Below are 16,442 nucleotides of genomic sequence, written 5' to 3'. Positions count from 1 at the left end.
TCTGGGATCACCCGGAGGGGCTACCAAGGAGACACTCCATGAAAATATACTTGTCTTCCCTGAACATCTCCGTGATCAAGGAGTTGAACAGGATCAACCCTGCCCTGAAGCCCAACGTTTTGATCACCTTCTACGGGCTTGACCGCCCCGCAGACTACACCAAGACTTACAGGAGCATGATCAACGGTTTGATTCTGGACTGCGGGGCGTTTAGCCTGAACAGGAAAAAGCTCCGCCCCGAAGCTCATGCCATCGAATGTGACAACCTCTTCCGGCAGTACAGGGACTACACGCAGCGGACACAAAACGATTACGACTTCCTGTTCAGTTTCGACGACGACTTCACTCCCAACGGGTTTGACCACAATCTTGAAAGGTTGATGAACCTGGAGGAGGCGGGGATCAACGTTGTGCCAGTAATCCATAACCTGCACAATCACGAGATCAAATACTTCATCGACGCCAAGCCCAAGTACCCGCTTGTTGCCATTGGTCAGTGCAAGGATGATGACCGGGAGAATCTCGAAGTCCTTTTCGAGGCTGTTGACCAGTTCTACCGCAATGGCATCAGAGTCCACCTGTTCGGAATGACGACCCCCAAACTGATAAGCCATGTCCCCGCCTACTCATGTGACTCGAAGACATGGGTGGATTACGCAACTCGGGGAAAGGCGCTGTATCACAACCCCGCAAGTGGCTTCCTCGACAAGGAGGATCTGATTTACTTCCCTGATAAGCAGAACTTCAGCGATCCAGGGAATGCTGTCTACTACAAAAAGTACAAGCACATGGATGCTTTTCTGGACCACATCAAGTCCAAGCTGGACTTGGAACTGCACGACCTCATTGCGGCACAGACCCAGGCCATGTCCTTAAGCTTGGTCAACGTCCTCTACTTCATGGAACTGGAGGAGCGGATCACAAAGCAGAATGAGGACAGGGGCATCACGTTCCCGTAAAGGGGGGCGGACAAATCCACCTTGGAAGGACCGGTGACAGACGAGCCGGTCCTTTTTCTTTGCTCCACGAAAACCGCATGCGCAGGATCCTGCGCAAAGGGTTCAGTTGGCGGCAATTCCCTTGAGCCAGCCTGGGTTGTCGCTCAAAAGGAGAGTTGCTACTTCTGGCCATCCTCGACCGAGACCGATTCGCCGCTTCTGGTCAGTGGGTGTCTTGGCTGACGCCAGTCCAAGGAAAGACGTAGCCCCTGCCTGAAAGAGAACGAAGGGGGTGGGGATCAACACCGCCCCCTTTGTCTCCTTGGGTTTTCTGACCCGCCTTCGCCCTGATCTCTGTATTTCGCACCGTCCCGTCAGTTTCAGGGCCGGGTGGTAAATCATGTCTGAATGAGTCTGTGGTGTCAGGGTTGTCCCTGGTCCGCTCCCCCAGGCTCTTTCAGGCACCGAGCACCTCCCCGGCCTCACCCCTTGCTGATGTTCTAGCGGAGCAAAGCAATAAAGATATATCACCAATAGAGTGGTGAATTCTGGTTGCAAGGATCAATCGCGTCTACCAGTGTTAGAAACAATAACCAATGGGGGTGTAGATGAGCAACGTTTTAACATGTCAGAGGAACATAGGAGTCACGCTGTCAAATGAGTTTGCAAAAAAGCAATTGGCCACACATGCTGTAAATTGCGGACTGATTTGTGGACACGCATGCAAGTATTGTTCAACGCCGTCGCTTATAAGAACGCATAGATTCTTCAAGGAAAACAATATGACATCATTTGCAGCTCTTGAAAGTGGGACGGCCGTTGTAGATTTGTGGACACATTTGCGTATTCAACGTCAAAGTATTAAACTTGATAGTAGCGATGTTGTGATGATGAGCACGCTGACGGATTGTTGGGCTCCAGAGGCGCAAGAACGTAACCTGGGACGTCATCTGCTGTCGACGATTTTGTCCAAAAGCACATGCTCCGTACGGATTCTCACCAAGAATGCGTCAATCGCAAACGATTTTGACCTTATATCGAAATATCGCAATAGGGTGATTGTTGGATTGAGCATCACCGCACCTGTTCACAATGAATACCTCGTAAAAGTCATCGAGCCGAACGCCTCATGCATCAGCGAGCGTTTGGAAGCCCTGTATATGGCTCGTGACATGGGCCTTCGAACCTACGGAATGATTTGCCCCGTCTTGCCAGGCATTGGCACTTCGCAATCTGACTATGAAAGCATGCTCGATTCTGTTTTGGCTGCAAACCCTGAAATGATCTGGACTGAACCGCTGAATGCTCGGGGACCTGGGATTGTCAACTGCGCCAATGCGCTTCAACGGAAAGGGTATGGGTTGCATGCTCACGCATTCGAGATGATCCGGTCGTCGCAATTTCATCAATTGTACGTTGAAGGCTTGATCAACACGGCTACGAATGCCGCTCTCTCCAGAGCATGCTTAGATAAACTCAGAATTTTGGTCTACTCTGACGGTGACGGGTACAATGTCAATGATGCGGCAGTGATTTGGTTGAAGCGGTAGTCACGGTTGGCCATCAAGCGAAAACTTGGTGGCCATTCTTCAAAGGAAATACGAAATGAATACGAATCAAACTATCACCACAAGAAGTAAGAGCGCCGTCGCTCAAGATGCAGTTACTAAGACAATTAACATTCAACAGCACATTCCAGACGCGCCGGTATCGAGTCCCTCTGAATTACCACATAGGTATCTGTTTGCGAAAGACTTGAGCCTTGTGAAATCGACTGACGCAGGCGGCATACGGGTTTCACCGTGCCCAATCGTGATCAGCGAATGTTCAGAGAACAGGTCCACAGGTGTGCATTATGTCACACTGGCTTGGATGCGCGACGGCAGGTGGAATCAGCATCAAGTTGAACGTGGAGTCATCGCGAGCAAAACCAGTATAGTCGGGTTGGCAAATTACAACTTCCCAGTCACGAGCATCAACGCAAACGGGATCATCGAGTATCTACTGGAATACGAGCAGGTTAACAGTAGGAACATCGCGAAGGCGTTCGTGGAAAGCAGACTGGGTTGGACCGAAGACATGTCGGGGTTTCTCTGGGGGCACTCGTACTTGAGTGAGCCTCCAGCCGGGAAACTTCCCGGACAGGCCGTGGCGGTTCGTTTCAAAGGAGCGGACCAGGGAGATGAACAATTCGCCAGCGGCTTCGCCCAGAAGGGGAACTTCACCGCCTGGGCCTCCATTGTCAATGAAGTTTTGGGATATCACGATGTCGCCTTTGCCCTGTACACGTCGTTGGCCGCTCCTCTTCTTCCGATCTTTGGAGTGGACAACTTCACCCTCGAACTCTGCGCTCCAAGCTCTTCAGGGAAAACCACCGCGCTGATGCTGGCGGCATCGGCATGGGGAAATCCTGCTCCGTATGCGGGCTCGTTCATCAACACTTGGAATGGGACTGACAATCGGATCGGCAGGATGGCGGCCCTGCTCAATGGGTTGCCGCTTTTCCTGGATGAAACCAAGCTGGCTAGATTGCAGAACAAAAAGAACAAGTACGGCAGCGACCTCGTCACCGACACCATCTACATGATCGCATCTGGCCGGGACAAGGGCCGCGCGACTCTCCATGGCTCTGATCGGGTGCAACCGTTCAGGACCATCCTCTTCTCAACTGGAGAGACGCCAAGCCTGGACCTGAGTACAGACGGCGGAGCCAGGGGCCGGGTCATCGACCTTTGGGGCAACCCATTCCTCAAAACTGACGCTGAAAGCAAAGCAGTCGTCACCAGAACCAAGGGCATGGCCAATGATCACTTCGGCCATGCTGGACCTCGGGTGGTTCAGTTCATTCTGGACCACCGGGATCAATGGCCCCTCTGGAAGGAAGCGTATGCCGAAGCGAATGAGCTTCTTACCAAGTCGCCTGATTTGACGCCCATTGAAATGCGCCTTGGAGAATACTTTGCCGCTGTCGCCACTGCGATTGCAATCATCCATGCGGCTCTACCTGAACTGGAACGGAACGCGCCTGTTCGAAGCCTTCTCAATTCAGTGTGGACCAGGGCCATGAATGAAGCAAAGTCGGGCGATGTTGCTTCGCAGGCATTTGAACACGTCGAAGACTGGATAAACAGTCATCAGAATCGAGTGTATTCGCCTGCCGAGGCGCGTCAGAATATCCCTTGGTCTGGTGACATGCATGGAGCGTATTGCGATGTGACAGACAATGGTGACTGGTCATTCGTAGGTTTAACGAAAACAATTCTGGATGATATTCTTCGAAAGAATGGATTTAAAACTTCAGAGATGGTCCGTCTCTGGAAGGACAAGGGCTGGCTCATCACCGATGACTGGTCAAAAGGATACCAGCGACAGGTCGTCATCCCTAAAACTGCTGGCGAGTCAAAGAACGCGAAAGTGCCAATGTACTGTTTCAGTCCTAAATCCTTTTGGGACGGACGGGGAAGGACCAGTCCTAAATAGCTCGTACGTCCGAAATTTTTGCATCCCCGTCACCCTGCTCCTGTGACTGATCACATGAGACTTGTAATTCTTACTCTTATTGTACGTCCTAAAAAACTAAAAATAAATTTATTATATATAATTATTATTATGATATCATTATAATATAAATAGTGACGGGGGAGGCAAATTTTTGTTGGGTTTTTGGGACGTCGAAGCCGCTGGCGATACAAATTCTATGGAGATGGAGCTTTTGAATAATAACCATGCGAAGGAGATAGCGACATGGTCTTCTTGGACTTCATAAAAGGTTTAGGACTTGATACAGAGACGTTCTGCCCATTCGACATTGAAGTGGTAAATGGTGAGCTAGATGCGCCTGGAGATGAGAACATAGAAAGTGATGTTTCATTTCATAAAAAGCTTTATACAGACGATTTAGCTTCTGTAGGTGGTGATGAACGTCAATTGGGTCGTGTATGTGTTGATGATTCAAGTTGCGTCCAGTCTGCTGGGACAAGTGTGATTCAGGATGACAGGTCCTGTTCGAACTGTGATTTCTGGCGGCCTATCGAAGACTTTGAACTTGGGTCAGGTGAAAATCGCTGCTCTGTCAGGGGAGTTGTGATTGATGACATGAAACAATCCGCGTCAACATGTTCGAGCTATTACTGCTCTGAATTAGATGAGGATATGTAACGCGTTATCAGGTGTCCTTCAGCTGGGTTGAAAAAATCTTGGTATGCGAGATTTGAGGGGTCTCACGGGGATAAAGAAAAAGCTGGCCCTCATGGTCGCCTCTATATGAGTCGTCGTCATCGTCGACAGCTTTGTATTGCTGAACGAAGCAACGATTAAAAGTATTTGATCCGTCAGAACTCGTATATCTATTTTGAATTGCGACTACTATGATGACAAAGCTGATGTCATTTTAGATGGAGTTCATAGAGATATTAGAGAATATCGTACGGTGGCTTGGCAAAGTCCTTGGCTTTTAGGAGCCAGGGGCTTTGTTCTTTATGGAGGGTCGACGACGAGCGCAGTAACTTGCGGAAAGGAGGCGCTATGGTTTTGAGAGTCGTCAGGGTTCTCATTGAATCAAAAACTGCAAGGGAGATTCTGAAGCAAGCCCTAATCGTTGTTATAAAAAGATCAATCTGAACCCGTTCCAGCACGGAGGGGTTCGTCCTCTCCGTCTTTTTGCTTCTTTGATTTGTGAATTCCTGTCTTTGGCAACGTTCTAACGGCATTCGCTGAAAATCGTATCTGTCACTCAACCTGGAGATTTTATCTCCAGGATAAACGTTGGAGAAGCGTGGCATAGCATGATTGTTGAAATAGTCAAAGGTAGCGCGATTATTTAGTTCAGTTGAAAACAATCGATTCATGATGCGTCAATTCGCTCAGTACATTTTAATAGCCTTCGTAATTTTTGTGTTTGCAGATAGTTTCAGATGTGAAGAGCCAACCTTGTTGATAGCGGAGTGCATGACGCAGAAATAGTAGAGGAAGATTGATTCAAAGCTAAAACGGAATAAAGCAAGACAAGAGCGATTGCCATTGAGATCTGTCTGGTGAGATTTTATCGGCCTTGTTCATTGCTGACCAGCCAGTCTAGTCAATATGTAAAATATATAAATTACGCGATGGCGTATCTAAAGGCAAGATGTCACAGCAATGATATTCAAATAACACTAACGAGTCAAAAATGGCAAAGAGTCTCTTGTCCAGATGAGCTCAGCGCAGTTGCTTCAATCTCCGCCCACATCGCCCGCTTCCCGCCCCTCCAAATCATCCGCCTCCTGCGTTTTCTGAGGCTCCTCTAGGGTTGACCCTGCTTCGGACCTAAAAACCCCGTAGGAGCGGTCCTCGGACCAATGAATGTTTTTGCCTGTTGCAACGAGAATCCTCCTGGCGCGCTATGACATTATTCGAGTCATATCATATAGATATTAGATTCTTATATCACCGCCTAAAACAAGGGAGGCAATATGTCAGCGAAGAAGGTTCAGCCCATTGAGGGTGAAGAGCTCGATAGCGTGAGCGAGAAGAAGCGCCCTGAGTCGAAGTACAATGCTTCGCTTCTCAGGGAGTGCATCAAGGAAGGCTTCGACGCGAAGTTTATCATGGAAAAGATGAACATTACGCATAAGCCGACATTGAAGCACTTCGTCCTCAAGCTCATCAGCCAGGACAGGCAGTTCTACGACGTCAAGGGACTCTATCTCAAGAGTTCTGCACGTCCCTACGTCAACAAGAAGGGCGAGGTTCGGATCAACGTCAACAAGCTCGATCTGGGCAGCCTCGACGTCAATGAAGGCGACGAGTTCGCCGTCACTGTCGAAGACAATCGCATCATCCTGACGGTGATCTGAATCAACCATCTACGAATGCCATGCTCCAGAGAGGTGGCATTTTCTTTTGTTTGAATCCTGCTTTCTATCCTCCATGCAACATAACTTCTGATTCGCAGACTCCGAAACGGTCACTCCAATTTTCTGGCAGAATGCACAAAGTAATACAGATATCATTGGTATAATGCTGCAATTCTACAACGAAGGAAAGAACGATAATAGATAGAATCGTACATTGGAGGCGCGTTGCTGTATAAGGTGTTGTATTACAACGGGATACTCCAGCCCTAGCTGGACGGTCCCAGCCAGCCCCGGTTTTGAATCTACGATTTGGTTGGGTTTGAAAGCGAAAAACAACGTTGCAAAGGAGGTGCTCATGAAAGTCGAGCCCATTATCGACCTCAAGAACATCAAGAGCATCAAGAAGCTCTTGGCGGATCAGCCGCGTAACCGGCTACTGTTTACCATGGGGGTGAACTCTGGGCTCAGGGTCCAAGATATATTGGCCTTGAAGGTGTCAGACGTGAAGTATTGCAAGATTGGCGACCGCGTCTGCCTCAAAGAAAAGAAAACTGGCAAAGAGAACATCTTCATAATGAACAAGGAAATCAAGTCTGCTCTAACAGAGCACCTTGCAACTTCGAAACTCGAAGATGAGCATTTCCTGTTCAAGAGCCGCAAGGGGAAGAATTATCCGCTGACCACGTATGCTGTCACCATGATGGTGCAGCGCTGGTGCGACGAGATCAATCTTCAAGGCAACTTTGGAGCACATACACTCCGAAAGACGTGGTGCTACCATCAACGCAAAACATTTGGCGTTTCATGGGAGTTGTTGGCCAAGAGGCTCAATCACAGTAGCCCCTCGATAACACGAAGGTATCTTGGGGTTCAGGACGAGGAGGTGGAAGAAATCCTCCTCAACGCATTGTGATCAAACACTTTAGCAGGGCCAGAAATGGCCCTTTTCATTATCAGGAGAATCTCCATGAGTGATAGCCGCTATACGTCTTTGGAAACTTTGCAGCACGCCTCTAATATTGAGAACATGTTGCGTTTGTTGTGCATGATTCCGAATCTTCAGATTCTGGTTAAGATGGATGAAGAACATGATTATCCGTTCGAACATGTTGAAGATGGCCATTATTCTAAACTGCTTCTTGGAGGCAATAGTCTGACGATCGAGTTCTGTCTGGATGTGTAAGGTCTAGTTATTCGATTCCGGGGCGATCGATCTGGTCGCCCCATTCTCTTCATAAATCATCTGCAATCACCACCAACGGAGGGTGCTCAAATGGGCGTCTATCAACGCGATGGACGGTTCATGGTCTATTGGCACGAAGAAGGTAAGAGGCGGGACAAGTCCTTCGGTAGGGGCGAAGTGGCCCGTCTCCAGGCTGAGGCGTTTGATCTTGCGATCCAGCAAGCGAAAGCGAATCTGAATGTGCCTGTTCAGGAGGTGCAGGTCACTGAGCCGGGGGCGGAACCGGTTGCGCACCAGGAAGAGCCAGGGGTTGGGGCTGAAGAGGTCCAGGCTGAAATGCCGCTGGCGACGTCGGTAGCGACGGTGGCTTCTGTCGCCGTACCTGCCAAGAGGGTCACCTTTGGTCAACTGTCGATGATGTACCTGGATCACCTTCGGGTGTCGGGTCGGACGCCGAAGCACATTGCTAACCTCGAGAACCTGCTCAAGAGCATGTTCTTCGACATCCTTGGTCGGGACACCCTGGTCGAGGGCATGACGTACCTGAAAGACATCGTCCCGTTCATCAAGGAGATGCAAGGGGTCAGTCCTCAGACGAAGAAGCCACGGTCCCAGTCCTGTGTCAATCGCTACTGCGACTACCTCGACGCGATCTTCAACTTCGGCATCGAGATGGAACTCATTTCCAGGAACCCAATGAAGGGGCGGAAGAAAGCCAAGGAGAAACCTCGGGACGTCCAGGTCGGCGTTGATGACCTGCGCCGGATCATGGAGTGTGCTGAGCCTCATGTCCGGTGGGCCATGGAGGTCTGCTTTAACCTCGGGACTCGGCCTGGTCCTTCGGAACTGTTCGCATTGCGCTATGAAAATGTGGATTTCAGCGCTGGCACGGTGCGAATTTTCGCTACCAAAACGCAGACCTATCGGACTGTCCCGGTGACTTCGGCATTCCTGGATCGCCTGAAGGAGATGCGGGGGCATTCAAGGTCTGGGTACATCGTCGAATACGACGGGAAGCCGGTGACAACGATTCGCAAGAGCTTCAACAAGGCCTGCGTGAAGGCTGGTATCACCGTGGATGTCAGGATGTATGACCTGCGCCATCTCTTCGCAACGACGATGCTGGCGAACGGAGCCGACTTGGCGGCGGTATCTAAACTCATGGGCCATTCCACGGTAAAGATGACCGCAGACGTGTACTATCACTATCTGGAAGGTGAGAAAGAACGGGCTGTTAGCAAGTTGCCCAGCTTGATTGCCGTTTAACATGAACCGGGGGCAGGAGTCTTGTGAAGAGAGTCCTGCTCCAATTTTTGATGAGGAGAACTGCCATGAGGGGATATGGGGAGAGTGTGCAATGTATGGATTGTCCACGAGAGTTCACGGGACACTTTGACAATGATAGCGAAATTATTCTTTGCCCTAAGTGCAGCGTGGAATTTGAGGACTATGTTGCAGGAGATGAGTCGCGTAGCTATGGCCTCAGGTGGTGGAAAGAGTTCATTGATGTTCATGGTCGCCGTCTCGAAAGGGAGAGGCGTGAACGATTCCGTTTAGTCGACGAGGTGCTTGCTAGTTGCGTTTGAGTGTTTTGGGGATCAGGCCGGTTGCGCGGTCTGGTCCCTTATTTTGCCTGATTAGGGCTTTCACGGTGTGCCTGATAGGGTTAGTTACGAAGGCCAAGAGCACCGAAACCAAAAGCGCAGTCTCCTGCGCATTTGGAAATGGTAGGGGCTGTCTCCCTGTGCAGCCCAGTCGAAAGGCTGCCGACGATACTTTTTCAGGTCAGACAAGCGGTTGTGACCTAGACATCGTCAATGGGATTGGCCTATTGTTTCATAATCTTGGGCATCCAGTCCTCCCGCCGGAGGGTGACGAGTTTGATGGCGTTGGCAGGATTGTATTTGTAAGCAATTTAAGGTGTTGAGCAATATTTGGCTATGTGAGGGTGCGAGGAAATCGCTCAAGTTAGGCTTCATATTCTCCACTTGCTGCTCCTTGCGCGAAGGGGTGCCGTAAGTTAAGATCGTTTCTGAGTAACTTTTCCTCATGAGCGACTTCAGCTCTAACAAGGGGCATTTCGGTGAAAATTTCGCAAAAATTAGTTATATTGACGGCAATTCCGCTGGTCGCGTTCTTTATCGTAAGCTTGGTATTTATTAAAAACAACATCGATGAATCTAATATTGTCAGTGATATGGCTAATAATACGAAGTTATTGATGGCCATATCTGATCTTATACATGAATTACAGAGAGAAAGAGGGCGGACTTCCATTTACTTGTCAGGAGGTTCTCGCGAGGATATGGAAGGTCAAAGAAAGTCAACTGACTCAAAAATACCCTCAGTAACTAGCGCGCTAAATACATCAACAATTTCATCTCAAATCAAAACAAACACGGCAGAAGCAATATCTGAAATTGAAAAGGTTCGAAGCACTGCCAATCAAAAAGGACCAGCTAAAGACGTTGTCGACACTTATGGGAAGATTATTTCTGCTTTTATGTCAACTGAGACAACAATAGCCAATTCAAAGACGACAAGAGGATTTGGGAAGGCTCTGACAACTATCATAATTCTGGAAACTGCAAAAGAAAATGCTGGAAAATTAAGAGCGACCGTATCCGGTGTTTTGACGGCTGACAAGCCATTCGACGAAGAGCTTTTCACTCGGCTGATTACTTTTAAAGCTAATATTGATGCGAACCTAGATTCGAAAGCGATTGTACTGAGCTCAACTGCCAAAACACTCCTTGAAGATAGTAGGAAGTCTGAAGCATGGGCCGGTGTCAATAAAGTATTCAATGTTGTACTGACAAAGTCTAAAGACGGAGAATTTGGCATTAGCGGCAAAGACTTTTTTGCTACAATAACAAAAGTTATTGATGACATGTACTCAGTCCGCAACAAAGAGGTCGAGTCGATAGTTAATAACTTGTCAATAATTCAAGACGAAATTGCCAGCACCCTTTTAAAGGTTTACTTTTCATTAGGGTTAATCTTGCTGTTAGCTTTGATCTCTGCTTTCTTTCTGGCGCGTTCAATTACTGATCCTATCAATCATATAATTTCGTATTCGAAAGATGTTGCGAGTGGAAATCTAAATGCAACACTTGTTGAACGGTTCAGCCATGACCTTGGGGTGCTTCAAGCGTCTTTGGAGGCTATGGTTGAAAACTTAAAATCCAAGATTCTAGAAACAGAGCGAAACAGTTCTATTGCCTCTGAGCAAACTGAAAAAGCTTTACTGGCCATGAAAGAAGCCGATGTTGCAAGACAGAAGGCCGAAAGTGCCAAGGCCGAAGGCATGCTTCAAGCAGCTCATCAACTTGAAGGCGTAGTAGAAATTGTTTCATCAGCTTCTGAGCAACTTTCAGCCCAGGTAGAGCAGTCGAGCCGTGGTTCCGAGGAGCAGTCTCACCGGGTGAGTGAAACCGCCACCGCTATGGAAGAGATGAACGCCACGGTCCTTGAAGTTGCAAAGAACGCTTCGCAGGCTGCTGAAACTGCTGGCAAAGCCAAGGATAAAGCAGAAGATGGTTCACAAGTTGTTGCTTTAGTGGTCAAGGGGATCGGCGAAGTTCAATCATATGCTCTTGATCTCAAAATGGACATGACCTCTCTTGGTAAACAGGCAGAAGGCATAGGACAAATCCTCAACGTTATCTCTGACATTGCAGACCAGACTAACTTGCTGGCCTTGAACGCAGCCATTGAAGCAGCTCGGGCTGGTGATGCCGGAAGGGGTTTCGCAGTCGTCGCTGATGAAGTCCGTAAGCTCGCAGAAAAGACCATGACCGCCACCAAGGAAGTCGGTGACGCCATTCGAGGGATTCAAGAAGGGGCACGAAAGAATATCGCGAATGTTGAACACGCGGTTTCAAGGATTGACGCAGCTACTGGCTTGGCGGGTAAGTCGGGTGACGCCTTGAACGAGATCGTATCTTTGGTTGATCTGACCACCGACCAAGTGCGGTCGATAGCAACAGCATCCGAACAGCAATCAGCAGCCAGTGAGGAGATCAATCAGAGCATTGAGGCCATTAATCGCATCTCTTCCGAAACCTCTGATGCCATGCGGCAGTCTGCCCAGGCTGTGGGTGAACTTGCTCACCAAGCGCAGGTGCTCAAGAGCTTGATCGACCAGATGAAGGACGAGGGCGGTGCAGGGGCTGGTTCTGCGAAGTCACTTGGTACGCGCAAGCTGGCACTGGCCCAGCGGTAAGGAGGCTTGTGATGGATGCTGATCACCTATCTGTGCAGGAGAATGAGCTTCTTCAACTCGTGACGTTCGCCATTTCTGAAGAAGAATTCGGAATCGATATTCTTCGTGTACAAGAGATCATCCGCATGATGCCAATCACCAAGGTTCCTAACTCTCCTCATTCGGTGGAAGGGGTAATTAACCTTCGTGGCAAAGTTATTCCTGTGATTGACTTGCGAAAGCGGTTTAGCATGGAGTTTCATGCACACGATAGCCAAACTCGAATAGTAGTGATTGAGATTCATGGAATGATCGTTGGGTTTGTCGTCGATCAAGTATCTGAAGTTTTGCGAATTCAGTCAAATACGGTAGAACCTCCTCCACCAGTTGTTTCTGGGGTTGAGTCTGAATACATAAAGGGAGTTGGAAAACTGGATGGACGGCTGTTAATTCTTCTTGATTTAGAAAAGCTGTTTTCTCGTGAAGAGATTCAACGTGCTGCCAACTAATATATGAAGACAAAGCACGTTTTATTTGTTGTCGCACTGATCGCATTTCCCCTGTCTAATGCAATGGGACAGGCAAAGTTCAATGTGATATACATTGAGTACCCTCCCTATTATTTCACAAACACCGGGAATCCAGATGGGTATTTGTTGACGCGCGCGTCATCTGTTTTGCGCTGTGCAAAATTAGACTTTCGCCTGGTGGGGTGTCCGTCAAACCGCGCTATGCACGAGGTAAAAACTGCTTCAAACACAATTTCTATTGGATGGTTCAAAACCCAGGAGCGCGAGCAATTTGCAAAATACTCTATTCCTCTTTGTCAAGCTCGACCACAGATGGCAGTCTTTTTGAAAAAAAATGAAGATGGGGTCGCAGGGTTTAATAGTTTAAAAGACTTGCTTTCTAATTCAAATTTTAAGATCGGCGTAATAAAAGGGCACTCTGAAGGAGAAATTGTTGACTCAATAATGAGCAATAGCAGGACAATGTAATTCTCGTGAGTGCCGAACAGGTGAATTTAATGTCCATGCTCAAGGCAGGGCGTTTTGACTACATATTATTGCCACCGGAAGAAATTCAGCACCTCCTGCGCACATCGGGAATGAATCCTCGTGACTTCGAGAAGAAACAACTTGAAGATATACCGCTAGGAAATAAAAGGTACATAATTTTTTCTAAAGATATAGATGATGAAACAATTCATGTCATAAATACGTGTATTGCAAAATCACTTTTCGAAAGGTGATGCTCTTGGGATGTTATTTCTGTTTTGCGCTTTATTGCTGCAGCTTGCCGGGTGAAGGGTTACTTCATCCTGGGAAAGTTGTCTGGCCTGAGGCTGTCCCGGTCAGTCATAATAGTATTTTATGTATTCCGTTACAGTCCCGTCCTTTACCATGCACCTCCCTTGGCTCCCATCTGTTCCTATGCTCATCTAGAAGAATCTGCCATCAAATTGAAGCATGACAGGAATGGTTGTGTGAATCGAAGGCTATAAGGAATGAGAATGGCTGCCAGTACGATGTGTTATTGAACGTTTGCAGAATTTGCTTCCCAAGAGAAAATCGCTGGAATATACAATCTTCGTCATGAATGGCGAATTAGGTTTGCCGCTAGTTTCTGGGCGAGAACCCTGTAAGCATCGCCAATATAATTCAATTGAGGGTGTGGCATGTCATCTTGCTTGATGAATAAGACGGGTCATGAATGTTTTAAAAACATATTAGATCAGTTTCCTGTGCCGGTAGTCATAGCCGGGTTTGGAATTGGAAAAATATTTTATATGAACGAGCATGCACAGAAACTGTTAAGGACAACAGGAGAAACGCCTGAATTCGTGAATACAACGGATTTTTATGTTGATCCGGGCAGACGAAAGCATTTTTTAAGCTTAGTAACTTCCGCAGGGTTTTTGAAAGAATATGAAATTGAATTCATAGACAGTCTCGGTGTTCGTTTTTGGGGTATGGTGTCGTCAAAGCGAATTGTTTACAATAATGAGGATGCAATCCTGTCAACAATAATTGACATATCTTTGCGTAAAAAACTTGAAGAGAAATTGGTGTATAGCTCGTCGCATGACTTTCTGGCTGGTGTCTTTAATAGGAGGCATTTTTCATCGGTGATGACGTCAGAAGTGGTCCGATCTAAAAGATATTCTACAAGCCTGTCTCTGGTAATGATTGATTTGGACAACTTTAAAATAGTTAATGATGTTCATGGGCATATTGTTGGCGATGAAATTCTCAAGCACTTTTGCACAATCGTACGAGAAAATTTACGGCAGACTGATACGCTAGGCAGGGTTGGTGGTGAAGAATTTGCAGTATTGTTGCCCGAAACTGATTTGATTGGTGCAGAAAAATTTGCAGAGAGGGTTCGGAGTACAGTGAGTTTGGCCGAGTTTTTGTATGAGAATAAAAGTATTTCTTTCAGCATCAGTAGTGGAGTAGCATCGTTGGCTGTAGATGAAGATGCTGAAAGACTGTTGAAGCGATGTGATGATGCATTGCTTGTTGCAAAAATGACTGGTAAAAACAAGGTTGTTGTTTGTAGTTCGCAAATATTGTGAAAATTACTCACAAGCCGTTTGTGCTTGTCTCGTTTTTGCTAGTTGTGTTTGGTGATAAATCTCCTTGTGCAGATTTGCGCAGGGTATTCCGCCGCTAGAGGTGTGCAAGTGCTTACTACTGTGCGAGCAAAGTTTTATTTTCTTTATATATGCATGGCGTTGTTTATGGCTGCTGTTGCAGTGGCTGTAGCTAGTTTTAGTTGGGGCAAATATTCAGAAAGACAAACACTGCTTGAAGAGTACAATGTTTTCAGGCTGTCGACTAAAGCTATTCACATGCTACAAAAAGAGCGCGGGCTCACTGTAAAAAGTCTCTTTCGCCCTACGCCGAGCAATATTAATGAACTCCAATTATGGCGTGCTGAAACTAACGCTGCCATTCTTAAGTTGTCGAATACTTCATTGTCCCGAGAAATCTCAGGAAGGCAGATCATGCTTCGCGGCTTAAGTGATTCTAATGCGATTTCTCTAGAAGATTGTTTTCTAGAGTACTCTGACATAATATACGAAATTATTGCAACTTACAGTTCGGATAAATCTTACGAGCATATTCAACATGATCATTTGTTTTTGTCGTTAATGAATTTGTTGATGGCAAGGGAACACCTTGGGAAAATTCGGGCCCGAATTTCTATGTCGGCGATGAATAATTTTTTAGATGGGGAGAGTCAATTTTATGTAAAAGAAAAGTTTGGATTTTACAAGATATCGAAGGAAGAGTTTTTGAAAAGCCTTAAAGGAAAATATCCAGGTTATGTCGGCATTGTCGCAGATGACGAGAAAGTCAAAAAAACGGAAGCTGCAATTTCTTTGTATTTAGACGGTAGACAGCAAGAGTTTGATTACGATAGTTGGTTCGGAATGTCTACGGGGGCAATGGATGTGTACTATTCGGTCGAAGGTACACTTGCAGACACGTATGGTCAGTATTTGAAATACGAAAAAAGAAAAGCTCAATTAACTGGATTATTGATATTATGCGTTACAGCCCTCGTCCTTCTCGTTTCGGGGCTTTTCGTTGGGCGGTTTATTAAGTCATTTTCGGCGAGGGTCGAAAACATTGATGATAAAATGCGGTTTATTTTGAGAACCAACGATTATAAAATCGAAATTACCGACCAAAGTCATGATGAGATTTCAGGTATTTCGAATTCTCTGAATTCTCTGCTGAAGTTTACTAATCAATTGCTTGAAGAAAAAGAAAAGATGGCTTCAACGGATAGGCTCACTGGGGTTCATAACCGAACCAAGTTTGTAGATATTTTTAATTCAGAGTTTCAACGGTTTTCCCGTTACAAAACGCCTTTTAGTGTGATAATGATGGATATTGATCACTTCAAAATTGTCAATGATACATACGGTCACAATGTCGGAGATGATGTTCTAGTTGAAGTCACGTCCATGGCATCTAAAATAATCAGGGCGACAGACATATTGGTGAGATGGGGGGGGGAAGAGTTTGTGGTTCTGGCCCCGTCAAGCGAGTTACATTCTGCCGTAGCACTCGCTGAGAAACTTCGGTCAGTTATAGCTGAGCATTCTTTCCCGTCCGGTTTGAAAGTAACCATGAGCTTTGGCGTTGCAGAAATTGACGAGAGTGATTCTCTCAAAACAATTATGGCTCGGGCTGATGCAGCTCTTTATGAATCGAAGCGCACTGGTAGAAATAAGGTTTGCACGTTTAGCGCGATAAAATGAATTGGTT

The 16,442-nt window shown here is 47.0% G+C and carries 14 protein-coding genes; all 14 read left to right on the top strand.

Annotation, left to right across the window (positions count from 1 at the left end; translation table 11 throughout):
• Positions 1 to 38 precede the first annotated feature (38 nt).
• The 14 genes from ACYQ01_RS11555 (at position 39) to ACYQ01_RS11490 (ending at position 16,435) form a co-directional block, all read left to right on the top strand.
• Entirely contained in the window at positions 39 to 959 is a 921-nt protein-coding gene (locus ACYQ01_RS11555; protein ID WP_459934017.1) for a hypothetical protein, read from the top strand.
• A 761-nt stretch (positions 960 to 1,720) separates the two neighbouring features.
• On the top strand, positions 1,721 to 2,488 hold the full coding sequence (locus tag ACYQ01_RS11550) for a radical SAM family protein (RefSeq protein ID WP_459934016.1): 768 nt from the start codon (positions 1,721 to 1,723) through the stop codon (positions 2,486 to 2,488).
• Positions 2,489 to 2,543: 55 nt separating this feature from the next.
• Entirely contained in the window at positions 2,544 to 4,418 is a 1,875-nt protein-coding gene (locus ACYQ01_RS11545; RefSeq protein ID WP_459934015.1) for a DUF927 domain-containing protein, read from the top strand.
• A gap of 264 nt (positions 4,419 to 4,682) precedes the next feature.
• On the top strand, positions 4,683 to 5,096 hold the full coding sequence (locus ACYQ01_RS11540; RefSeq protein WP_459934014.1) for a hypothetical protein: 414 nt from the start codon (positions 4,683 to 4,685) through the stop codon (positions 5,094 to 5,096).
• Positions 5,097 to 6,388: 1,292 nt separating this feature from the next.
• Positions 6,389 to 6,772 carry a hypothetical protein gene (locus ACYQ01_RS11535; RefSeq protein WP_459934013.1) on the top strand — a complete coding sequence of 128 codons (384 nt, stop codon included), beginning with the start codon at positions 6,389 to 6,391 and terminating at the stop codon, positions 6,770 to 6,772.
• A 355-nt stretch (positions 6,773 to 7,127) separates the two neighbouring features.
• Positions 7,128 to 7,685, top strand: coding sequence for a tyrosine-type recombinase/integrase (locus ACYQ01_RS11530; RefSeq protein WP_459934012.1), 558 nt, complete (start codon positions 7,128 to 7,130; stop codon positions 7,683 to 7,685).
• Positions 7,686 to 7,739: 54 nt separating this feature from the next.
• A complete protein-coding gene (locus tag ACYQ01_RS11525; RefSeq protein ID WP_459934011.1) occupies positions 7,740 to 7,955 on the top strand; it encodes a hypothetical protein in 216 nt (71 codons plus the stop codon).
• 90 nt (positions 7,956 to 8,045) lie between these two features.
• On the top strand, positions 8,046 to 9,221 hold the full coding sequence (locus ACYQ01_RS11520) for a tyrosine-type recombinase/integrase (RefSeq protein ID WP_459934010.1): 1,176 nt from the start codon (positions 8,046 to 8,048) through the stop codon (positions 9,219 to 9,221).
• Positions 9,222 to 10,038: 817 nt separating this feature from the next.
• A complete protein-coding gene (locus ACYQ01_RS11515; RefSeq protein ID WP_459934009.1) occupies positions 10,039 to 12,180 on the top strand; it encodes a methyl-accepting chemotaxis protein in 2,142 nt (713 codons plus the stop codon).
• A gap of 11 nt (positions 12,181 to 12,191) precedes the next feature.
• Entirely contained in the window at positions 12,192 to 12,668 is a 477-nt protein-coding gene (locus ACYQ01_RS11510; RefSeq protein ID WP_459934008.1) for a chemotaxis protein CheW, read from the top strand.
• Positions 12,669 to 12,671: 3 nt separating this feature from the next.
• Entirely contained in the window at positions 12,672 to 13,157 is a 486-nt protein-coding gene (locus ACYQ01_RS11505; protein ID WP_459934007.1) for a type 2 periplasmic-binding domain-containing protein, read from the top strand.
• A gap of 29 nt (positions 13,158 to 13,186) precedes the next feature.
• A complete protein-coding gene (locus tag ACYQ01_RS11500) occupies positions 13,187 to 13,411 on the top strand; it encodes a hypothetical protein (RefSeq protein WP_459934006.1) in 225 nt (74 codons plus the stop codon).
• Between the two features lie 426 nt (positions 13,412 to 13,837).
• Positions 13,838 to 14,737: a GGDEF domain-containing protein gene (locus tag ACYQ01_RS11495; RefSeq protein ID WP_459934005.1), complete on the top strand. Its 900-nt coding sequence runs from the start codon at positions 13,838 to 13,840 to the stop codon at positions 14,735 to 14,737.
• Between the two features lie 108 nt (positions 14,738 to 14,845).
• Positions 14,846 to 16,435, top strand: coding sequence for a diguanylate cyclase (locus ACYQ01_RS11490; protein ID WP_459934004.1), 1,590 nt, complete (start codon positions 14,846 to 14,848; stop codon positions 16,433 to 16,435).
• Positions 16,436 to 16,442: the final 7 nt, after the last annotated feature.

The sequence above is a fragment of the Fundidesulfovibrio butyratiphilus genome, from assembly GCF_054657235.1.
Note: the sequence above shows the minus strand (reverse complement) of the source record. Positions and strands in the feature narration are given on the sequence as shown.